Source organism: Candidatus Mycobacterium methanotrophicum (assembly GCF_023515995.1).
GTDB classification, from domain to species: Bacteria; Actinomycetota; Actinomycetes; order Mycobacteriales; family Mycobacteriaceae; genus Mycobacterium; species Mycobacterium methanotrophicum.
Genome location: NZ_CP097321.1, coordinates 196363 through 217699 on the forward strand (window position 1 = coordinate 196363; position 21337 = coordinate 217699).

The window sequence follows — 21337 nt, forward strand, 5'->3', positions numbered from 1 at the left end:
TACATTCTACTAGTAACGCTAGTAACAGATGGCATATAAGCCGCTGAAGTAGATGTAGTATGGGATCTACTGAAGGAAGGCGGTAACGCGGTGGCCGATAAGCTCAAGACGATTTGATCGACACCCACGGCCGCCGAGGCTGCCATCGACGCCATCGACGCGCTCGTCGACGAAAACCGCGCCGCGAATGGGATTGCGTGAAAATCGCCGACGACTACCCCGAACCCAAGCCCAACACCGATGGCGCTAGCCCGGCGATTGGCCGCGTCGACGCCATGCTGGCCTACGTCGCGGTCACCCGGGCCCGCGCCCAACTCGACCGCGGCGGTCTGGCCTGGATCGAGCGCTATTGCGGCGGTGAAGCCGTCGACCTCGAGGCGGGAGCCGCGCTGTGAGCGTCGAGCCGACCAACGCGTTCAGCGCGCGGCTGGCCGAACACATCCGCACCGTGGTCGCCGACCCGCGGGCGCGGGTCGTCGTCGGGGCGCGGAGGCGCCCGCAAGCGGTGTTGATGTCGCTGGCCTCCGACGTGCCCCCGTCGATTCGCCGGATCCTGCTGGCCGGGTCGGCTGCCGCCGAAGCCGCCGCCGCCTGCCGCGCGGACGGCAGCTTCGCCGGGGTGAGCGCCGCCGCCGGCGCCGTGCTGGCGTGGCTGTGGGACCACAGCCCCAACGAGGCCCTGATCTACCTGGACGAGCTGATCGGCGGGATCGCCGCCCGCGCCGGCGCCTCGGCTGAGGCCGTTGCGGCATCGCTGGCCGAAGCGCTGCCCGAGGACATGCCGCGCGCCGAGGCCAACCGGCTCATCGAGGCCGCTGCCGGCCACCGCGCAGCAAGGGCCGCACCGCGCGTGGCCGGCGGCGCCGGCCCGACATCCGTGACCGCGTCGGGACGCCGAGATGTCACAGGCCGGCGCGACACTCGATCTCAAACGGGCGCCAGCAAACGCAAAGGAGGCCGTCGTGGAGTGTGATCAGCACAGGCGGTTGATCGTGGTGGACGTGGAGACCACCGGGCTCGACCGGCGCCGGCACGTGCCGGTGGAGGTCGCCGCGGTCAACGTCGCCACCGGCGAAATTCTGCATTTCGTGCCGCATTTGAGTGGGAAGGACCTCTCGCGGGCCGCCGGGGAGGCGCTGCGGATCAACCGGTATTTCGAGCGGGGCGTGTTTCGGCAGGCGCTGCCCGAGCAGCAGACCGTCGCGTGCTACAGCCAGTTGTGGGAGATGCTTGACGGCAACGTGTTCGCCGGCTGCAACCCGCGGTTCGGCGCCGCCATGCTGTGCAACGCCTACCGCGGCCTGCTGGAAACCGCCGATCACGACTGGTTGGACGCCGGCGAGGTGTGGCATTACCGGCTGGCCGACTTGTCGGCGCACGCTGCCGGGGCGCTCGGTGTCGGCGCGGCCGATCTGGCGGGCCTTGCCTCGGTGTGCCGGTCGCTGGGAGTGGTCAACGCCGGTGAGCACACCGCGCTGGGGGACGCGAACTGTTTCCGTCAATTGGCGGCCAGACCGGACCGAGCGGCCGGGCAGGCCGCGGCCTTTGTGTGAGGGCCCTGTGTCGGGCGTCGGGCGTCATGTGGTGATTGTGGCCGCGGCGGGATCGTTCGCCGCGGCGGGCGGGCGGTTGAGCGGGCCGGTCGACACCGCCGGCAAGCTGGCCGCGCTGATCGCGTGGGCGCGGGAAAGAGGTGGACTGCGGCCGATCCCGGGCCCTGGAGATCGGCCGGCGCGGGTGTGGGTGGTCGGGTCGGCGGTGGGGTTGCTGACCGGTGGGTGCGGCGATGATGGCGGTGATCCGGGCGGGGGTTTGGGCCGGGTGCTGGCGGCGCTGGTCGACGACGGCTGGGAGTTGGCTCCCGGGGCCGCGGGGTCGGCGGTGGTGTTGGCGCGCGGGCGCGGTGAGCGGCGGCTGGCGGTGGAGGTGGTGGCTGAGCGGTGGCCGTGGCTGGCCGGCGGGGACGCCTCGGTTGCCGAGGATGCCGTCGAGTTGGGTCGCCGGCTGGGCTGCTGGTATGCCGAGCTGGGTGTGCTGCCGCGGGAGAACGGCGCGGTGTCGGGGGCGGCGCTGGCGGATCGGATCATGGCCGGGCGGGCCGCGGCTGGGCGGGGCGCGGTGGTGGGTGAGCCGGGGGAGCTGCCGGGGCGGGCGGTCCCGGAGTTGCGGGTGCAGCCGGCGTGGGCGGCGTCTGGCGAGCAGGTGGAACGCGAGTTGGCGCACTGTGAGGAGCTGGTGTGTGTGACGCAGGCGTGTCCGGGGTTGGCGTCGGCGGGGATGCTCACCTTCGGGCACGGCCGCCCGCAGCAGCTCGAGGGGCAGGCCGCGCACATGGCCGCGGCATCGCCGAAGCGGCCGTTCGGGCTGTGGCTGGTGGAGCTGCCCGCGGCAGCAGAGGTTCCCGGGTTGCCGGCGATGCTGCCGGTCCCGCATCCGCAGATGGCCGCCGGGCATCGTGTGCAGGCGTGGGTGAGCAGCGAGGATCTTGATGGGCTGGCCAAGGATGTGCGTGACGGGGGGGCCGGGCTGGGCGTGGAGCGGCTCGGCGTGCACGGGGCGATCGTGTGGCCGCGTAAAACACGGATCCTGGAGGGTTGGGCGGCCCGGTTGCGGCAGGCGCGGGAGGCGTTCGCCGGCGATGCGCCGGTGCTGGCGTCAGCAGATGCCGCCGCCGCCGACTACCTGGCGTCGCTGGGCGACCGGCACGCCTGGGCCGAAGAGATGCGGCATCACTTCCAGCCGGCGTGGGCCGCGGCGATCGCCGCCCACACCAGGTTCCGGGGACGGCGGGCGGCGATGCGCATCTCTCGTGAACACCACGCCTGGCCGATCTACGTCGAGAACACCGCGATGGTGTACGGGCCGTCCGCCGGCGACGATGGCACGCCGGACTTGTCAGACACCCACACCCGGCTGGGCCGGCTGGTCACCGCCGCCCGCGCTGAACTGACCGATCAGACGATCCTGGCTCTGCTGTTGGCCGAATCGGCCGGCGATGCGGCCGCCGCGTTGAACACGGCCCTCGGCGACGCCGCGCTGAGCGCCGCGCCCGCCGAACCCGCCGCCGGCCCCCACACTGGCGGCGCGGGTGAACACGCCGCGCCCGGAGCCTATTCCGGCAGCGTTGCGGGCGACGGTGAGCCGGGGGCGGGCGGCCCCGAGACCGGCCCGCCCGCCGCGGCGGCGGCGAAGCTGCCTGCGCGGCGGGCGGGGCGCCACACAACAAACCGCGCCGGTCTTGGCGGCACGCCGGCGGCGGTGTTGCACACCGATGGGCTGTGGATGCCCGATGGTGTGAAAATCCCGGTGCCGCAGCCGATCACACATGCAGGGCACGTCGCGCAGCTGGCCTACACCCATCAGCTGGGATACCAGCTGACGCCCGATCGCCCCGACGGCAAACCCGGATACGGTGAGCCGGGCCAGGTTTGGATCACCGATCAGGCGTGCCGGGCGTTCGGCGTCGACGTGGACGCCGTCGTGGAGAAAAAACCCAAGGACCGCGACACGGCGGTCCGTGCGGTCACCGAGGGTATCGGGTTTGTCGCCGACGCGGCCGCCGAGGGATGGCGGATCGGCGGGGCGGGCCCCGACGCCAGCGCCACCCGCCTGGGCGTGTGGACGCGGGTGTACCGCGACGACCAGCAACGCAAAGGCGTGTGGCTGGTGCTTATTCCGGGCATGGCGGCTGTCGGCGATGCGCCCCAGGACCTGCGCAACACGCCGATCCTGATCGGCGGGCACACCGAAGACGGCATCGAGATACCGTCACCGGATCGGATCGCTCGCCGGCTGCAGCTGCTGGCCGACGCGCTCGGCTACCCGTACAAGCTCAACGCCGGGGTGACCGCCATCGACCTCATGGTGACGGCCCGGCCGAAAGGCGCCACGATCGCCGAATGGCGCAACGGCCCGCTGGCGCCGTCGAGTTTTGAGCCGCCGTTCACCGTCGGCGATGTGGAGCGCGACTTCAATTGGACGCGCACACCCACCGCCGCCGAGTCGACATGCCGCTATGTGCACGCCTACGACCGCGGCGGCTCGTATCCGGCGGCGATCGCCGGGCTGGAACTGCCGATCGGCGAGCCCGTGCACTACCCGGATGGGGCGGTGTTCGCCGACCCGGCGCGGCTGGCGGAGCTGCTCAAAGCACCCGGTCTGGCGACCATCATCGTGCCCGAGGCGGCGGACTGGCGCGCGCCGCACCTGCTGAACCCGGCCGGTTTACGGTTTCACGCGCCCAAGCCGGTCACCACCGCCCGCCTGGGGCAGGCGATCGAACTCGGCTACACCCCGACGATCGTGGAGGCCTACAGCTGGCCGCAGCACGGCCGGGTGCTCAAGGGCTGGTATGAGCGCATCCGCAACGCCGCCACCGCGCTGGACACCGACGACCCCGACGCCCAGGCCGCCCGCGACCAATCCAAGGTGGTGCGCTCGGTCGGCATCGGCCTGATGGGCTCCCAGCAGCACATGAAAGGTAAGACCGGCTATGACCCGATGAAGCGGCTGTCGATCATCGGCAAAGCCAGCGCCAACATCGCCTACCGCATCGACCGCATCGGGCAGGCCACCGGCCGCTGGCCGGTGGCGGTCGAAAAAGACACCGTCCTGTACGTCTCAGACAACCCGGATCCGCAGTCGGCCTGGCCGGGCGGGCCCAAAACCTGGGGCCGCGGTTTCGGGCAGTACAAACACGAGGGCTCCGTGCTGTTGGCCGACCACACCCAATACCTGTCCGGTGGCGCCTACAGCGGCCGCGCCGCGCTGCTCGAACCCCACGACTGGACCCAACTGGCCGCCTCTGCTGACACCACGGCGGGCTGATGGCCCGGCCGCGCCGACGCCGCCGGCGCACCCTCACCGGCGACGACCTGGGAAGATACGGGTCCGTCGCGGCCGGCAATGTCGACGCCGACCGGGCAGCCGCCGGCCTGGGCGTTCCCAAAAGCCAAGTGCGCGAGGCGATCACACAATACCGGCAAACCCAGCGGCAAAGCTTTTTCCGCGCGGTCTCCGGGCGGCGCGACGCCGATGTCACCAGCGCGGCCAGCACCGCCGGGATGCTGCTGGCCGCGTTCGGGCGCGGCGTGCGCGGCGCGGCGGTCAACGCCAAGGCCGCCGCCGCCAAACTCGGTGTCGCGGCCTCGACCGTGCGCCGCTGGGCCGCTGGAACCCAGCAGCCCTCCCCAGCGCACCTGGCCGCGCTGCAAGCCGAATCGACAAAGGCGGCCACCACCAAATCCGGCCGCGCCGCGGCCACCGACGATTTTCGGGCCAGCCCCGCCGGGCGCGCCGCCCTGACGGGGGGGGCCACGCTGTGGATCAGCGGCAACCAAGGCCCCGGCGGCAACGTCTCCGACCAATACACCCGCGATCGCACCGTCGCTTTCGGTGTTGACGCCGAAGACATCGACGCGCTGCTGCGCGCCTACACTCAAGACGGCGACGCCGGCGTGCACGCCTGGCTCACCCAGGTCACCGACCAAAAATATCTCGCCGACTGGGGATTCATCACGATCGAAGACTTCGGCTTCGGCGAGCGGCGATGAGTGCTGCTGTCCCGCCGGTGGCGGGGCCGCGCTGGACCCGCGCCCGGCTGGCCGGCATGCTCCTGGCCTGCTACGGCCCCACCGCCCGGGGCAAGGTCAACGCCGCCGCCGCCGCCGAATACGCCGGCGTCACCGCGGGCACGGTGCGCCGCTGGATCGCCGGCGGCAAACCCGCCCGCCGCCGCGCGACATCCTGCCCGCCGGCGCGGATCGCCCGCCTGCAGCGCGGACCCGACCTCGCCGAACACCGCAACCAGCAGCGCCACGCACACGCCCTGGCCGCCATCGACAGCCTCGCCGCCGGCCGACCGCCCCAACCCGGCTGGCGCAAACAAGGCTGGCTTGATCAGCACACCGTCGCCATCATCGCGATCCACCAAAAACCTTGGCGCCAAGTGGTGGTCACCAAAGCCAACGATCGCGCGCTGGCCGAACTCGCCCGCCGCGGCGTCATCATCGACACGATCAAAACCCCGACCAGGTTTCACGCTGTGGCGCTGGCCCACACCGTGATGGCCCGCCAGCAAGCCTGGCGGGTGCATCCCGCCGCCGACCAGCTGGCGACCGGCCGCACACAGGTGTGGATGAACGACGCCCCACCAGTCGACCTGGCCGCCCTGGCCGCCAGCATGCGCCGCTGATCGCGGCCGGCCGACACGCGGGATAGCTGTGTCCGCGGGCGCGTGGCCGCCTCGGCTAGCGTGGGGCAGTGGCCCTAGAGCCGGCGAGCTGAGGCGAAAACACGGTCACGACAAGCAGCGCTGGAACACCTTTCTTATCGAGGCCGATTCTTCAACGGCGTGTCGTCTGGGGTGAATGAGACATGGTGGCGCAATCCTGGAGCTTCGTCGATGATCGCGACGGGCCAGTTTTCAGTGTCCCGCGGCCGTCGAATCGGATCTTTACCGTTTTTCGGAAGCGCCCTGCCTTCATCGTCCAGCACGTCGACGAGGCCGCGGTATGGATGTGCGACGCACCAGCACCCCAACTCCGGTCCCTGGCCGACGAGCTCGGGTTCACCGCCGACCCGACGGCAGAAGACCGGCGATGACCCGACATCGAGGTGACCGGGCCACCCGGGGTACTGAGGCCGGCAGCGCCGATACCGGCGCGGGGAGCAAGGCCGGCCGGCGGACCACGTCGGTGGAGTGGCCGGTGGAAGTCGACGAACGGCTACGGCTGCTGGCCCGGCTCGCAGTGGTCGACGACGCCGAGATCGACCCTGCCCCTACCGGCGGCAAGTCGCGGCCGACGCCGTCAGCGGCACGGGTGTTGAGCAACCTGATCTTGAGCCACCCACTGACCGGGGTGGCCCACCTCGGCGTCGAGCCAGGCCCCGAGGCGCTGGCGCGGGCACGCGAAGTCAACGAGTCGTTCGCCTGGGTCCACCGGGAGCCTTGGTTCGGCAGACCCCGGTCCCGGGTGTATGAGACACCGCCTGAGCGGGTCGTGCTGCGCCGCGGTCGGCCGTTGCCGCCCAACACCGTGTCGGTGGCCCGGCCGTCCCGATTCGGCAACCCGTGGAAGATCATCCAGCGTGACGGGGCGTGGTGCGTCGAGCAGCCGCGCGGCAACCCCAAGCCCTACGCCAGCCGCGCCCGGGCGCACACCGTCGCGGTGGAGCTGTACCGGGCCTGGCTCGACGGCGACCTGGGTCACGTCGACACAACCCTTGAGGCCCGCCGGCAGCGCATCCTGGACGACCTGGGCAGGCTGCGCGGTAAAAACCTCGCCTGCTACTGCACCGAAGACCTCGAATGCCACGTCGACGATCTCCTCGAGCGCGCCAACCCGGTGCCGTCGTGATCACCCATGACGTCAGAGCGCCCTGTGTCAGGGGCGGGAGAGGGGACGTCTGCGATGTCGAAGACAGTTACTGGGGTTGCGGTCGCCGTGGACGACCAACCAGGCGCTGGCGGCAGGGATGGAGATGTTACCGGCCCTGCGGGCTGACACGTGGGGGTTTGTGTACTGGCGCAGGTGTTTCGGGGTGTTGGTTATTGGCCGATGTAGGTGATGTTCAGGCGGCCGGATAGGCCCCAGCGCAGGCGGCCGGCGGTGGCCCGGTACCACGATGCCAGCAGGAAAGCGCCTCGGGGCCCGACAAGTCGCATCCGCTGGCGAGTCGCTATTGCAGGACTGTCATGCGGCTCGCTGGCGGATCCGCGACAGATACTCGTCCCGGCTTGCGGCCGCACCGGCCCGGTCAGCCGCGAAAGCCCGCGCAGCGAGGCGCGCCGCCAGGCGAACCGCCTTCTGGGACATCGCAATACAGGTCTGGTAACGGAAGTCGTTGGTTAGTGGCACGTAGTCGTCCACGCTGGCAACCTCATGATTAAAGCGCCGACCGCTGAGGCACACGCCCGCTACGGCCGCGGGGCCGCGGCTCGTTGTGGGGTGTGCGCGCCGAAGAATCACTCGCGCGCCGCCACCTCTACCGGGCACAGAAGGCGTGGTCGAACCCTGGCGCAGCTCGCGCTTGCCTGGGTGCTGCGCAACCAGACCATCACGTCGGCGCTGGTGGGAGTATCCAGTGTGGCCCAGCTTGACGAGAATCTCGGGGCGCTCGACAACCTCGACTTCACGTCTGAGGAACTGAGCGAAATCGACCAGCATGCGGTCGAATCCGGCATCGACACCCATTGGCGCTCGAGTTCTGACCTGTAGCCCAGTCGTCGAGCCGATATCGGCGATCGTGCTGCGTCTGTCGGCGCCGAACTTCAAATCCATGGTCAGGCTGCCGACCACACAGACCTGTGCCATTCCCGCGAATAGCGGTCGCGCTGGGCCAGGAGTGCCGCTTTGCGGTAGCCGGCCGGCGTCTCGTAGTGGACCTTCGAGGCGGTCGTCGGTTCGATCTGGTCGGGATCCGGCTGTCGAGCGCGGGGCCCCGCCGAGTGGGCGGCGCAGCGCCCGGTTCTTCGCGCTCAGCGCGCTTCTGCGTGCATTTCCGGGTACGGCCCACCAACGGATGATGCCGCGGTCAAGATCTTGTCGATGGCGGCGAGAACGGCATCGGTCAGCGTGACGTCGGCCGCGCCGACACTGTCGTGCAGGTAGGTGATGTGCTGCGCGCCGACGATGGCGACGTCGACACCGGGTCGGGCGATGGTCCAGGCTATGGCCAACTGGCTGACCGTCGCGCCGAGATCGGCGGCCAGACGCTGAAGTCGCGTCACCACGGGCAAGTTATGCGCCAGGCTTTCGCCGCCGAACACATCGCTTTTACTGCGCCAGTCCTGTCCTCGGGCGCGAACGTGGTGTCGGGTTTGACCGTTCCGGTCAGCAAACCGTGCGCCAGCGGCCCGTACACCATCACCCCGACGTCGTGTGCGCGGCAGTAGGGCAGCAGCGTGTCCTCGATGCCGCGGCGGAACATGTGGTAGGGCGGCTGCACCACTTCCACCGGCAGCGTGGCCGCAAATTCTTCCACCTGTTCGGTGTTGTAGTTCGAGATGCCCACATGCCGGATTTTTCCCTCCGCCGCCAATTCCGCGAGCGCTCCAGCGGTTTCGGATGCCGGGAGCTTGGGATCGGGCCAGTGCACCAGATACGCGTCGATGTAGTCGATTCCCAGTGCGCTCAGGCTGGACTCGACGCCCTTGCGGAGCCATTCCGGGCTGGCGTCGCGGACTAGGCCGTTGTCGGTGGCGCGCAGCCCGCCCTTGGTGGCGATGACGATCTCGTCGCGGGCTTGCTTGAGCTCGGCGCGCAGCGCCTTGCCCAGGACTCGCTCCGACTGCCCGAAGCCGTACTGCTGTGCGGTGTCGAAGAAATTGATGCCGAGATCGCGGGCCCGGCGGATCATCGTGATCGCGGCGTCTTCGTCCGCGTGGCCCCAGTCGCTGGAGAACTCCCAGGTGCCAAAGGCCAGCCGGGAAACTTCGAGTCCTGTCTTACCGAGTTTGGTGAATTTCATGTCAGCCTATCATTCCCTTAAGTTGGTTTCGTCGTCAGCCCTACCGGGGCCGCGCCCCAACCCCACCCTGCGAGAAACTCGACCTCGTTTTCGATCGCTTTAGATCGGCAGCAGGCGGATACGTACGTATTGCCCTCTCGCCGAGCACAACGACGGCCCCCTCCACTAGCTCCTCCTGCACGGGGTCTCCGGTCCATCCGGTGCAAAAACAATGCGACGCTTGGAGCGGGGCTGACTGAAACGACGCCGGCTACAGGGGTGTCGTAGGCGAGTTCGGTTCTGCCAGTGTGGGGTACACAGTCGGTCGGGAGACTTTAACAGTTCGGTGCGGTCGGTGATGGTGTACGCGGGTGCCGTGCATGCGGCGAAGTTCGTCCTGCTGCGCCAGCCCGCACGCTGAGAGCGATCCCATGGACTACCGCCAGGAGGAAAAGCGGCGGGATCGCGGCAGTGCCGATCTGAATGAGAACAAATGGAATCAAATGCCAAACGGCGTGCACGACGTTGCCGATGAGACTCACTATGGTGGCCCCGATCAGGAAGCTCCAGAAGAACCGGACGGCACGTCGGTGATTCCTCTGGGTGATCTCGGTCTGGGTAGTCATCGTGTTTCCCTCCCCGGCGTGAGGCCGTAGGTCACTGTCTCTTTGCCTACCTCAACGACGAGCGAGGCATTAACCCCCAGCGCCGTGAGATATGCCGCCAGAGTGCCGACCAGCATGTCGTTCTGACGCTCGATCTTGCTGATCTGCGCCTGTCCGACACTGAGTTTGGCCGCCAACTGAGTCTGGGTCAGGCCGGTTGCGCGGCGTATTGCGGCAAGGTCCAGCATACCGCAATACTACCGTCAAGAAATACTACTTTCAAGGAATACACACGTTGGGGAGTCGCTTGACTTTCGCAGTTATGCAGCTGCTGCGGCGCAGGCCAGTTGGTAGTCGCGGTATTTGTCAGGGTCGGGTTGAGCTGGGCTAGCACCGTTAAATCGGGCGGCGATCAGGGTGCGGCGAAGCTTGGCGAGCATGTCTTCGAAGGCGGGTTCGGACTTCTGGTCGTACCAGGGCTCGGCGGCGTGGCGGGCGGTGAGGTCGTCGGGATGGTATCCCGACAGGGTGTACCAGACGATGACCAAGGTCTGCACGAGGAAGGCGAACGGCACGGTGCGCTCCACGGCGCGTTGCACGCGGTTGCGGGCCTGGCCGACCCCGAGCAGTTGTTTGCCGGTGGCGTTGGCGGGCTCGATTGACCAGCGCTCGGCGTGGCGGGCGATGATGCCGGCGGCGTCGGTGGCCGGCGTCGGTGGTGAACACCGCGAGGTCATAGCCGCTGGCGGTGTCGGGTTCGCGGGCCAGCACCACCCGGCCGGTGGTATCGCCGAAGGCTCCGTACCACAGGCAGTCGGCTTCTGCGATCGCGATGGTGTCGGTGCGGCCGTAGCGGTTCACCGTGGCGGTGCGCCAGGTCGCGGTGGCGGGCAGTTCGATCAGGCGGGGCAGTCGTCGGCCCTTTTTGGCGGGCCGGCCGCGGCGGCGGGTACGCGGTGGCGCCGGGGCGTGCAGGGCGGCGTTGGCGGGCAGTCGGGTGGTGATGGTGGTGTCGGGGACCAGCAGCGGCCTGCCGTGGTAGGCGGCATCGCCGACGGCGTGGATTTGTTTGTGCGGGAACGTTTCCGCAAGCACGGTGAGCATCGCAGCGGCCAGCTCCACCGGGGAGGCGGCGCCTTTTCCGGCCCAGAGCCGAAACAGGATCGGCAGACACACTGGATGGCTGCAATACGGCAGCCGGACCACGATCCCGGCGATCACCCACCGGTTGCCCCGGCCGAGTTTGGCCGGGCCTTGGGCGGCGCCGTCGTGGGTCCAAAACGCGTGGTGGACCTTTTTGCCCCAGCGGCGAAACAGGGTGTCATCGACCGCGACGGCGATCGCAGCGTCGGCGTCGAGCAACCTGTCGACGATCAGCCGCGCGATCGCCAGGCCCAGCCGATCGGTGTCCCAGGCGTAGGTGGAAAAGAACCGGCACGCCGAGTGAAACGACACCAGCGCGGCCATTCCCGCCCCGGCGAGCATGCCGACCACGGTGCGCCGCATAGTGCGGGCGACCAACCCGGCTGCCAGCAGCGCGAACATCGCAAACGTCGAGGACCGGACAAACACCGGTCGCAGTGTTGCCAGCAGTTCACGCCACGAGGACGGTAGGGTCGGTGCCGAAGCATCGGCGGCGTCTCGAACATCTGGGCGAGTACTATTCATCCGCCGATGCTTCGTCATGGTCACCGATCGATCACGCCGACACGCCGATCAGGTCACAACCGCCTCAGAAATCACACCCGCCACACTGATTAAACTGCGAAAGTCAAGGAGTCGACTACACTCGATTATTCGAGCGGGCGGTCTCGTCGCGGTCGGTGACTTGCGCCAAATGATTCCGGGCTGTTATGGCTTAGTGGTCGCGCCCATAAGTTCGTCGGGGGTCATGTCCAGGCGGTTGGGTCGCCGAGGTAGAGGCCGCAGGCGGTGTCGAGGGCGTCTTCGGGTGAGCCTGCTGTGTGGCCGGTGGTGGGTAGTACCGAGTCTTGGTAGCCGTTCTTGCTGGCCAGGTAGCTCGCGAAGCCCCAGCGGGAGGCTGATCCGCCGTAACGCAGCCGCATCAGTGGCATGGAGTCACCGTCGGGCAGGCGGGCGGTGACGTAGGCGAACGTGCCACGGAAACGCACCTCGACACCGTTGAGCTGGGGCCATCGTTGCCGAGCATGGGCGGACAGGCGTTGTTGCAGGGAGGTTTTCGTCGATGCGGGGGGCGCGGCCATGGTCAGTGATCGTGCCCGACGGCGTGTCGCTGGGCGACAAACCATGAGTGATGGGTGAGGCTGAAGTGTCTAGTGTTATCAATTCGCGATCATTGCCTCGTGGAGTAGCCCGCCATGCCGCCCGCCGACCGGATCACGTTGACCGGGTCGCAGCGGCGCGAACTGCGCCGCCTGGTGCGGGCCGGGCGCACCGAGCAACGCCTGGTCACGCGGGCCAAGATCGTGCTCGCCGCGGCCGAGGGCCAGCCGAACGCGGTGATCGCGGCGTCGCTGCGGGTGTGCGAGGACACCGTGCGCAAGTGGCGGAACCGCTGGTGTGCGGCGCCGGGTGTCGCGTCGCTGTCGGATGCAAAACGGTCCGGGCGGCCACCGGAATTCAGCCCGGTGCAGGTCGCCCAGGTCAAAGCGGCGGCGTGTGCGCCACCTGCGGACAGCGGGCTGGCGCTGTCGCGGTGGTCGTGCCCGGAACTGGCCCGCTACGCCGTCGCCGCCGGGTTTTGCGAATCGATCTCGCCGGCCACGGTGCGCCGCTGGTTGTCCGAAGACGCACTCAAACCCTGGCAGTACCGGTCGTGGATCTTCATCACCGACCCCGACTTCGCGCCCAAGGCGCAGCGGGTGCTCGACCTCTACGACCGCACATGGCAGGGAACACCGCTGGGGCCGAACGACTTTGTGATCTCCGCCGACGAGAAGACCTCCGTGCAGGCCCGCTGCCGCTGCCATCCCACGCTCCCGCCCGGGGTGGCGCGCACGATGCGGGTCAACCACGACTACGACCGCGGCGGCGCGCTGGCCTACCTGGCCGCCTACGACGTGCACCGCGCGCAGGTGTTCGGCCGCTGCGAAGACACCACCGGCATCGAACCGTTTCACCGCCTCGTCGAACAGGTGATGGCCCAGGAACCCTACGCTTCGGCCAAGCGGGTGTTCTGGATCGTCGACAACGGCTCCTCGCATCGTGGCCAAGCCGCGATCGACCGGCTCACCGCCCAGTTCCCCAACGCGATCCTGGTGCACACTCCGGTGCATGCGTCCTGGCTCAATCAGATCGAGATCTACTTCTCTATCGTTCAGCGAAAAGCGCTCTCGCCCAACGATTTCACCGACCTCGACGCCATCACCGACCGCCTGAACGCCTTCGAGGCCAGCTACAACCAGTCCGCACGGCCATTCAAATGGAAATTCACCACCACCGACCTCGACGAACTGCTAACCAGGCTCGACCACCATCAACACGAGCACAGCCCCATCCAGCCCCGCGCCGCTTGAACGCCACCCCCGACGAATTTACGAGCGCGACCACTTAGTCAGCGTTTCTTCCTCGGAGGTGGTGGATGTGGGTCTCGGAGGGAAATTCCGGCTCGATCTGGAAGCGTTGGCGCACTCGGCGGCGCAGGTGTCTGGACAGGGTGAGGATCTGGCCACTGCCCATTTGTCATCGGACAACCGCATAGTGGCCGCACAGTCCGGCTGGGTAGGCAGCTCGGCTGTGGCGTTGAGTACGAAGACGGCGACCTGGTTGGAGGACTCGCGCAGGCTGGTCACCAGGGTCGGCGGTCATGCGTTGGATCTGACCAACGACGGGATTGACTTCTCGGCGATGGACGGCGGGAACGCTGAGATGCTGCAGGCCGTTCAGCCTGGCGCTGGCGGCGTAGCGGGTTCGGCCTGACCCGTGACGCTGACGGTGGCCGATATTGACCGGTGGAGCGCCGAAGCGGCACGGGAGGTGTTCCACGCGGCCAATGCACGCGGCCAGGCCACCTTGGAGGCCTCCCGTCAGCTGAGTTCCCTGGCGGTCTTCGATAGCTGGGAGGGTGCTACCGCCGAGGCCAGGAAGCACACCAATGCCTCGATCCGACAAGACCTTGACGCCCACGGCAACGAGTCGCTGGCGGTAGCCCGGGCGGCGGGCAAAGCCGCCGATGACATCGAGCACGTCCAGTCTCAACTGCGCACGTTGCGCGCCGACGCCGCCGAGCTGCACATGACGATCGACGGGCTGACCAACCAGGGAGCAGCAAACACGGCTTGCCACGCGCGGTTGTCGGTCAGCATGACATGTTCAGTGCGCCACGCATTCTCGAGCTCCTCATTGACAAGGTCTCTTTCCGCCGAAACCTTCAGTGTCTCAGATGATCCGGCCGGCGCACGGCTGGTCATCTTGTTACACACCCCGGCCGCTAACTTCGTCGCGCCTGTTGCACCACCGTGCATGCGCTGTGTCTCCAGGTCAGCTGCCAGCGCGTTCGCGTCGTGGTCGCCCTTATAGCCGGTGTTGGGATCGGCGGCAGGCGGATCGGCGTGGGTGCATAGGTGGATATCCGCCTCGATCACGATGATTTCGGCTTTGTCTTCGGTCACGCTGCCGCCTTCGCTTGCCTGGACGATTTCATTCCAAGATTCGCCGCTGTTCATGGCCTTGCAGACCGTGTATCCCAGTGTCACTATTGCCTGGTCGGTCGCCGTGTCTTCGCCCACAACGCCGTTGGCGTACAGGGCGGCCAAGTAGTCGCTAGCGCTGTCCGCGTGCGCTGTCCCGCACATCGGCAGCGCCAGAGCTGCTGCGCCAGCGGCCATTGAAGCTGTGATCCACTTCATGACTCCACGCCCAGACCAGTCGTCGTTCTTTTATGGCGCCCCGGTCGTGGACCACTTCCGGGCGTGACACCGCCGCCGACAACCTCGCGGTGAGTCCGAGCCCATCGGCCAGCATCCGCGGCAGTACGCACCCGGCGTGCTGCGCCACATCGTCGCCGCGGACCTCGACTCGCAGATTCTTCGACCAATCACTGATAGCCTGCATCTGTTAGGTGCACTCCCGTGTCGGGTACCGGAACCATTAACACTACGATTATCCTTGCGGCAGTGCACCTTTCGTGTTAGCGACACCCACCAACACCGAGTTAGTTGAAAAACCGAGGCACGTTCGGCCCTGACTCTGCTGTGTTCGATGAGGATAATCTCGTGTCGTGCGCGGGCCTGGTCCCGGTGATGGCCCTGGCCGAGCAAGCAGGCCTGACACGGTTGTTGGACAACAAGATTCACATCGAGTCGACGCGGGTCAAGTCCGGGGCGGCCAACCCGGCCCCGAAATTGGCCACCCTGATCGCGGGCATGTGCACCGGCGCGGACTACATCGATGATGTCGACCTGGTCCGCGCCGGCGGGATGAAAACCCTCTTCGGGCCGGTGTATGCGCCCTCCACCGTGGGAACCCTGCTGCGCGAGTTCAGCTTCGGTCACGCCCGCCAACTTGACTCGGTACTGGCCGAGCATCTGGCCGGCCTGTGCGGGCGGGTGAATCTGCTGCCCGGATCAGATGCGCGCGCCTTTGTCGACATCGATTCGCTGGTACGCCCGGTCTATGGACACGCCAAACAGGGCGCCTCCTACGGGCACACCAAGATCGCCGGCAAGCAGGTTCTCCGCAAAGGACTGTCCCCGCTGGTCACCACGCTGAGCACCGACACCGCCGCGCCGGTGATCACCGGCATCCGGCTACGCGCCGGCAAAGCCAACTCCGGTAAAGGCGCGGCCCGCATGGTGGCCCAAGCGCTGAGCACCGCGCGCGCCCGGAGTCGGCGGACAGATCATCGTCCGTGGTGACAGCGCCTACGGATCGCGGGCCGTGATCCGGGTGCGCCGCCGCTACGGCGCGGTGTTCTCCCTGGCACTGACCCGCAACGCGGCGGTCCAACGCGCCATCGGCGCCATCGACGAGCACGCCTGGACCCCGGTGCGCTACCCCGGCGCCGTCCGTGACCCCGAGACCGGGGCCTGGATCTCTGATGCCGAGGTCGCCGAAATCACCTACACCATGGCCAAATCCGGCACCTATCAGGCCGTCACCGCCCGCCTGATCGTGCGCCGCGTCAAAGACGCCACCCAACCCCGAAGACGGCCTGTTCCCGATCTGGCGGTATCACCCGTTTTTCACCAACTCCACCGAATCGGCCGCCGGCGCCGATATCACCCACCGCCGCCACGCCATCATCGAAACCACCTTCGCCGATCTCATCGACGGCCCCCTGGCCCACATCCCTTCCGGGCGCTTCGGCGCCAACAGTGCCGGGGCCGTCTGCGCGGGGATCGCCCACAACCTGCTGCGCGCCGCAGCGACCCTGGCCGGCGCCCGTCACCGCACCGCCCGAGAAGCCACCCTGCGCCGACACCTCGTCAACGCCCCAGCCCGCCTGGCCCGCCCCCAACGCAAACCGATCCTGCACCTACCCACCCACTGGCCCTGGGAACCGGCATGGAACACCCTGTGGCACAACATCATCGGCTACCAATCCAGCGCCTGAACCACCATCCACCCGCCCCGCCAACCAGGACCCAACAGGAAAAGCTGGACAGACCAGCGGCCCTGCCACACCCACCACCAGCCAACATCAAGATCAACAACTCAACCGCCGACCGCAGGGTCCATCGGTGGAATCAGGCTAAGGCAGGCATCGCGTTCACCGAGCTGTCCAACGGGTTTGCCAGCTGCGCCGATCCCGAGGCGCTGCAAGCCATCTGCGACCGGCTGGGCCCCGGCTCGATTCGAGTGTTCGCCGAGCGCTGGTGGTCGGTGCTGCCGCTGCCGCTGACCGAGGCCGACCGCGCCGCCGGCTACTGGTGGGAGTTGGCGATGCGCCAGGTCGAGACCTCACGCACCGTGGTGTTCGACGCTCCCCGGCGAGCGCGTTCGTTCTTTGAGGCCCTGGTGGTCAACAACCTCGATGTCGGTCGCCCGGAGCTGATCGAGTTAATCTTCAAACGCGGCCAACGCCGCGGCGCCAAGGCCGGCGGGCAGTACAAGACCAAGGTCGTCAGCTACGGCACCGAAGTCAACGTCACCGCCTTCTACCGGCACTCGCGCATCAAGCAATATTTGAAAGACGGACGGGCGCTGCGCATCGAGACCGTCGTCAACGCCCCAGAAGATCTGGGCTGTCTGCGGCGCCTGGTTCATCTCGATGAGCTGCAGGCCAAAGCCCGTGACATCAACTCTCGGCTGCTCGATACTGAACGTGTCGGTCAGGGCTGCGTCCTTGCGAGTCCAGCCTTTGAGCGGATCGCACAGCCCACCCTCACCGAGGATGGCAGGAGGGCCCCGGCCTTGCGGTTCGGCGACCCTCGGGTCCAGTCCCTGGCCGGCGCCTTATGCACCAGCGTGCTCGCCGTCACCGGCATCACCAACAAGAGCCTGCGCGCCTTGATGACCGGACTGCTCGGCGGCACCAACTACACCATGAACCAGGCCAGCTACGACCTGGCCCGGCTGGCCCGCAACGGGCTGATCACCCGCATCCCCGGCAAGAACCGCTACCGCCTCACCGACGACGGGCTGCGGTTCGCGATCTTCTACACCAAAGTCCATGACCGCCTGCTACGGCCTCTCCTGGCGGCCGACCAGCCACCCGCGCCGCTGCTAATACGAAAAGCGTTGCACGCCATAGATAATCACATCACAGAAACCATCGACCATACCCGACTATTGCCAAAGGTAGCCTAAAAACTCAAGACAACTCTCAAAGTTCTAACGACCAAGGTTCCCTAGGGCCAACTCGGGTGATCACACGCACTGGTTGGCGTGTATTCGTTGTTCGCCTACAGCCTCACCCTTGGCGGCCCGCCTGCGATGTGGTGGATCATCATCGTCGGCTGCGGCCAGTTCCTCGTCGCCCTCGTCTTCGGTGAGGTCGTCTCGCAGTACCCCATGGCCGACGGTATCTATCCGTGGGCACGACGGCTGTGGGGTCGCCGATACGCGTGGACGGTATCGTGGGTCTACGTGTGGGCCGTGATCGTCGCCATCGCTGAGTTCGGTAGTGATTTCGTGGCTTCGTTGCTCGGGATAACTCTCAGCAGAGAGGTCGGTCTGGCCGCGGCCGTCGCGCTGCTTGTGTTGGCATTCGCATGCAATTTCAGTGGAACGCGAATCCTGGCGTGGGTAGCCGCGGTCGGACTGGCGGCAGAGCTCACCGGGGTGGGTGCGCTTGGGCTATATCTGCTCATTTTCAAACGCGCGAACTCGTTCGCCGTCTTCTTCGACGCGATGGGTGCCGGCGGTGCGAAGCCTTATGCCATCACGTTCCTCGGAGCGGCGCTGAGCGGTTTGTTTCTGTTCTACGGCTTCGAGGCGTGCGGTGACATCGTCGAAGAGGTCGACAACCCCACCCGGCGGATACCTGAGCGATGATGCTGACGATCCTTGTCGGCGGCGTATCGGCCTCGATGTCATACATCGGATACGTGCTCGCGGCACCAAACCTGCAGGACATCGTCAACGGCAATGACCCCGATCCGATACCCAGCATCCTGGAAAGCTCACTGGGACATATCGGTTCGAAGCTGTTCCTCTGCATTGCCATCACCGCGTTCATCTCCTGTGTGCTGTCGTTGCAAGCCGCTGTAAGCAGGCTGCTCTATGATGCCTTCGGCCGCGACCGGATGCTGCCTGGCAGCGCGTGGCTGTCGAAAATGACGGAGCACCAGGCAGTCGTACTTGCTGCCCTACGCCAGCGGATCTGCGGCTGGCGTAGGGCCGGCGACTGGAACCTCGGCAACTGGGGCATGATCGTGAACGTCCTCGCGCTGTGCTACGCCGTGTTCGCGATGATCCTTCTGCTCAAACCCGTCGACACCGGCAGTTTCCTCGACAAGTGGATCGTGGCCATCGGACTCATTGTCGTCCTGAGCTCCGGGCTGATCTACATGCTGCTGGCGCGCGCCTACCGGCACTCCGACGACATCGGTGAAGGCGACGCCATCAAGGTGGCGCACAAGCTAAGCGCGATGAAATCGACTGCCCCTAAAGCGGCTTACCCCACAACTCGCGACAATCCAGGAGAAGTAGACGTATGAGGATTCATCCTGCGCACCTGATCGTTGTATTGCCGGCCGCGCTGGTCGCGGCCGGATGCGCCAAGGGCGAGGACCAGAAGCCGAGCACGCTTTACGTCATCGAGCACGCCGAGACCGATAAGGTTCAACATGTCGGCCCTCCGAATGAAAAGGACTCCGTGGGCGACATCCTCACCTTCGCCAACCCGCTGTATGACGAGGCGAACACGAAAAAAGTCGGTTCCGACAACGGGGTGTGCTTCCGCACCGCGGTCGGCAGCGCCTACGAATGCTTCTGGACGGCCACACTGTCCGACGGCCAGCTGACGGTGGAGGGCCCGTTCTACGATGGGAAGGCCTCGGTGCTCGCCATCACCGGGGGGACCGGTGGCTACCAAGCCGCCCACGGCCAGATGGCGTTGCACGCGCGAAACCCCGAGGGCACCGAGTACGACTTCACCTACACGATCGACAAATAACAGACTCCGTCGCGGGGGTGCCCGTGCCCGTCAATGGCCGAGTGCGCGCCCCTGTGTGACGGCACGCGAGCCGACTCAACAACGGCCTGCTCGAAGGAATCAACTCTCTCGTCCAGGCCGCCAAGACCCGCGCCCGCGGATACCGCAACAAGCATGATCACAATCGTCTACCTCACCGCCGCGAAACTCCCGCTGCCGAGCGTCGCCAACCCCACCCCGGCATACCTGCCCGCCGCGGGCTAAAGACCACAATCCAGAATCATCCAGGTAAGGCTAACCAACCCACTTGAAAGAGCGGAGAACCGTCTTCAGCCGAATGGACAAGAACCGAACTGCTGCCGACAACCGCGAGGTCGTAGCCGCTCTCCGCGTGCTGCGTCTCGTCGACGCCCGTTGCTTCGTCTTCGGCGTTCAGACGTAGCCCGATGGTGTATTTCAGCGCCAGAGCCATGATAAGTGTGCCGATGGCCGAATACGCCAGAACGCTCGACGCGCCGATAGCCTGGCGGGTCAGCTGGGCGAAGCCACCACCGTAGAACACCCCTGCGGACGTGCTGCCGCCGCCCAGGGCGATGGCGGGTGATTGCGGTGCTGCGAGCAGGCCTATCAGCAGCGTGCCCAGAAGGCCGCCGACCAGGTGCACGCCGACCACATCCAAGGAGTCGTCGAATCCCAGCTTGAACTTCAGGCCGACCGCCAGTGCGCAGACGATGCCGGCGGCCACACCGATAATCAGTGCGCCGAGCACGTTGACCGACGAACACGAAGGGGTGATCGCGACCAGCCCGGCCACGATTCCCGATGCCGCACCGAGCGTGGTCGCGTGCCCGTCGCGGATGCGCTCGGTGAGCAGCCAGCCCAGCATCGCGGCGGCGGTGGCGACCGTGGTGGTGATGAAGGTCGTCCCGGCCACCCCGTTGGAGCTGGTGGCCGAGCCGGCGTTGAAGCCGTACCAACCGAACCACAGCAAGCCCGCGCCCAGCATGACGAACGGCACGTTGTGCGGTCGGGACGGGTTCTTCGGCCAGCCCTTGCGCTTGCCCAGCACGATCGCCAGCACCAAGCCCGCCACACCGGCGTTGATGTGGACCGCGGTCCCGCCCGCGAAGTCGATCGTGTGCAGTTTGTTGTTGATCCAGCCGCCGTGCGCTGCGGTGACGCCATCGGCGGCCAACACCCAGTGCGCGACCGGGAAGTAGACGACGCTCGCCCAGAGCGCGGCGAAAACCGTCCAGCTGGCGAACTTCAACCGGTCGGCCACCGCCCCGGAGATCAACGCCACGGTGATGATCGCGAACGTCAGTTGGAACGCGACGAAGACGGTCTGCGGCAGTGTGCCCGCCAACGCGATCTTGGTCTCGGGGGTGTTGCCGCTTGCGGCGACGCCGTTGACCCCGATCAGGCCCCTGAGGCCGAAGTATTGGGTCGGGTTGCCTGCGACGTTGCCGACGTCGTCGCCGAAGGCGAGCGAATAACCGTAGACCACCCACAGCACGGTCACGACGCCCATCGCGATGATGCTCATCATGATCATGTTGAGCACGCTTTTGACGCGAACCATCCCGCCGTAGAAGAACGCCAAACCGGGCGTCATCAACAGCACCGACGCAGAACTCGCCAGCATCCAGGCGGTGTCGCCGGTGTCCGGCACTCCCATCGTGGGGAATTGGTCCACTGCCCCTAACCTCCTTCGGCGAGGCCGCAGCCACCAAGGCTGCGACCGATGACGGTTTCTTGCCAT

General features: G+C 67.1%; 20 protein-coding genes and 5 pseudogenes. 17 read left to right on the top strand and 8 right to left on the bottom strand.

Annotated elements, in window-relative coordinates; genetic code table 11:
- Positions 1-197: 197 nt before the first annotated feature.
- The 7 genes from M5I08_RS25630 (at position 198) to M5I08_RS25660 (ending at position 7358) form a co-directional block, all read left to right on the top strand.
- On the top strand, positions 198-395 hold the full coding sequence (locus M5I08_RS25630) for a hypothetical protein (protein ID WP_219068219.1): 198 nt from the start codon (positions 198-200) through the stop codon (positions 393-395).
- Positions 392-973, top strand: a complete 582-nt coding sequence (locus M5I08_RS25635; protein WP_219068220.1) for a hypothetical protein — start codon at positions 392-394, stop codon at positions 971-973. The genes M5I08_RS25630 and M5I08_RS25635 overlap by 4 nt, the downstream gene beginning before the upstream one ends.
- The gene (locus tag M5I08_RS25640; RefSeq protein WP_249763520.1) at positions 963-1553 is read left to right on the top strand and encodes a 3'-5' exonuclease; all 591 of its coding nucleotides are present in this window, start codon (positions 963-965) and stop codon (positions 1551-1553) included. The genes M5I08_RS25635 and M5I08_RS25640 overlap by 11 nt, the downstream gene beginning before the upstream one ends.
- Before the next feature lie 7 nt (positions 1554-1560).
- Positions 1561-4827: a hypothetical protein gene (locus M5I08_RS25645; RefSeq protein ID WP_219068222.1), complete on the top strand. Its 3267-nt coding sequence runs from the start codon at positions 1561-1563 to the stop codon at positions 4825-4827.
- Complete coding sequence (locus M5I08_RS25650) at positions 4827-5552, top strand: hypothetical protein (protein WP_219068223.1); 726 nt, start codon at positions 4827-4829, stop codon at positions 5550-5552. The genes M5I08_RS25645 and M5I08_RS25650 overlap by 1 nt, the downstream gene beginning before the upstream one ends.
- Entirely contained in the window at positions 5549-6193 is a 645-nt protein-coding gene (locus M5I08_RS25655) for a hypothetical protein (protein ID WP_249763521.1), read from the top strand. Before M5I08_RS25650 ends, M5I08_RS25655 begins: the two co-directional genes overlap by 4 nt.
- Positions 6194-6599: 406 nt before the next feature.
- Positions 6600-7358, top strand: a complete 759-nt coding sequence (locus tag M5I08_RS25660; RefSeq protein WP_219070493.1) for a DUF4326 domain-containing protein — start codon at positions 6600-6602, stop codon at positions 7356-7358.
- A 336-nt stretch (positions 7359-7694) separates the two neighbouring features.
- On the opposite strand, the gene M5I08_RS25665 is transcribed toward M5I08_RS25660, so the two are convergent.
- Positions 7695-7871, bottom strand: a complete 177-nt coding sequence (locus tag M5I08_RS25665; RefSeq protein WP_219070495.1) for a hypothetical protein — start codon at positions 7869-7871, stop codon at positions 7695-7697.
- Positions 7872-8000: 129 nt separating this feature from the next.
- Here M5I08_RS25665 and M5I08_RS25670 point away from each other — a divergent pair.
- Positions 8001-8219, top strand: a pseudogene (locus M5I08_RS25670) (aldo/keto reductase); the annotation flags it as partial.
- A gap of 260 nt (positions 8220-8479) precedes the next feature.
- Here the strand turns inward: M5I08_RS25670 and M5I08_RS25675 are convergent.
- The 4 genes and pseudogenes from M5I08_RS25675 to M5I08_RS25690 form a co-directional block, all read right to left on the bottom strand.
- Positions 8480-9471 (bottom strand): annotated as a pseudogene (locus tag M5I08_RS25675) (aldo/keto reductase).
- 601 nt (positions 9472-10072) lie between these two features.
- Positions 10073-10303, bottom strand: coding sequence for a helix-turn-helix domain-containing protein (locus tag M5I08_RS25680; RefSeq protein ID WP_219070501.1), 231 nt, complete (start codon positions 10301-10303; stop codon positions 10073-10075).
- A 148-nt stretch (positions 10304-10451) separates the two neighbouring features.
- On the bottom strand, positions 10452-11723 hold the full coding sequence (locus M5I08_RS25685; RefSeq protein WP_219070503.1) for a transposase: 1272 nt from the start codon (positions 11721-11723) through the stop codon (positions 10452-10454).
- A gap of 221 nt (positions 11724-11944) precedes the next feature.
- Positions 11945-12280 (bottom strand): hypothetical protein, encoded by a 336-nt coding sequence (locus tag M5I08_RS25690; RefSeq protein WP_219070505.1) that lies wholly within the window; start codon positions 12278-12280, stop codon positions 11945-11947.
- Positions 12281-12394: 114 nt separating this feature from the next.
- Between M5I08_RS25690 and M5I08_RS25695 the strand changes: the two genes are divergently transcribed.
- From M5I08_RS25695 to M5I08_RS27200, 3 genes and pseudogenes are all read left to right on the top strand, one after another.
- Positions 12395-13552: an IS630 family transposase gene (locus M5I08_RS25695; protein WP_219070507.1), complete on the top strand. Its 1158-nt coding sequence runs from the start codon at positions 12395-12397 to the stop codon at positions 13550-13552.
- Positions 13553-13619: 67 nt separating this feature from the next.
- On the top strand, positions 13620-13955 hold the full coding sequence (locus M5I08_RS25700) for a hypothetical protein (RefSeq protein WP_219070509.1): 336 nt from the start codon (positions 13620-13622) through the stop codon (positions 13953-13955).
- A gap of 3 nt (positions 13956-13958) precedes the next feature.
- Positions 13959-14297, top strand: a pseudogene (locus M5I08_RS27200) (Rv0964c family protein); the annotation flags it as partial.
- Here M5I08_RS27200 and M5I08_RS25705 read toward each other — a convergent pair.
- Together M5I08_RS25705 and M5I08_RS25710 are read right to left on the bottom strand one after the other, a co-directional pair.
- Positions 14231-14884, bottom strand: a complete 654-nt coding sequence (locus tag M5I08_RS25705; RefSeq protein WP_307728269.1) for a DUF732 domain-containing protein — start codon at positions 14882-14884, stop codon at positions 14231-14233. The pseudogene M5I08_RS27200 and the gene M5I08_RS25705 sit on opposite strands and share 67 nt — an antisense overlap.
- Complete coding sequence (locus M5I08_RS25710; protein WP_249763522.1) at positions 14799-15089, bottom strand: hypothetical protein; 291 nt, start codon at positions 15087-15089, stop codon at positions 14799-14801. Before M5I08_RS25710 ends, M5I08_RS25705 begins: the two co-directional genes overlap by 86 nt.
- Before the next feature lie 104 nt (positions 15090-15193).
- On the opposite strand from M5I08_RS25710, the pseudogene M5I08_RS25715 reads away from it, so the two are divergent.
- The 6 genes and pseudogenes from M5I08_RS25715 to M5I08_RS25740 form a co-directional block, all read left to right on the top strand.
- Positions 15194-16590, top strand: a pseudogene (locus M5I08_RS25715) (IS1380 family transposase).
- On the top strand, positions 16554-17786 hold the full coding sequence (locus M5I08_RS25720) for a helix-turn-helix domain-containing protein (protein ID WP_249763523.1): 1233 nt from the start codon (positions 16554-16556) through the stop codon (positions 17784-17786). Before M5I08_RS25715 ends, M5I08_RS25720 begins: the two are co-directional and overlap by 37 nt.
- A 78-nt stretch (positions 17787-17864) precedes the next feature.
- On the top strand, positions 17865-18473 hold the full coding sequence (locus tag M5I08_RS25725) for an APC family permease (RefSeq protein WP_219070544.1): 609 nt from the start codon (positions 17865-17867) through the stop codon (positions 18471-18473).
- On the top strand, positions 18470-19138 hold the full coding sequence (locus tag M5I08_RS25730) for an APC family permease (RefSeq protein WP_219070546.1): 669 nt from the start codon (positions 18470-18472) through the stop codon (positions 19136-19138). The genes M5I08_RS25725 and M5I08_RS25730 overlap by 4 nt, the downstream gene beginning before the upstream one ends.
- Entirely contained in the window at positions 19135-19596 is a 462-nt protein-coding gene (locus M5I08_RS25735; RefSeq protein WP_219070548.1) for an allene oxide cyclase family protein, read from the top strand. The genes M5I08_RS25730 and M5I08_RS25735 overlap by 4 nt, the downstream gene beginning before the upstream one ends.
- A gap of 68 nt (positions 19597-19664) precedes the next feature.
- Positions 19665-19839: pseudogene (locus M5I08_RS25740) on the top strand (transposase); the annotation flags it as partial.
- 16 nt (positions 19840-19855) lie between these two features.
- Here the strand turns inward: M5I08_RS25740 and M5I08_RS25745 are convergent.
- Positions 19856-21271 (bottom strand): ammonium transporter, encoded by a 1416-nt coding sequence (locus M5I08_RS25745; protein WP_219070550.1) that lies wholly within the window; start codon positions 21269-21271, stop codon positions 19856-19858.
- Positions 21272-21337: the final 66 nt, after the last annotated feature.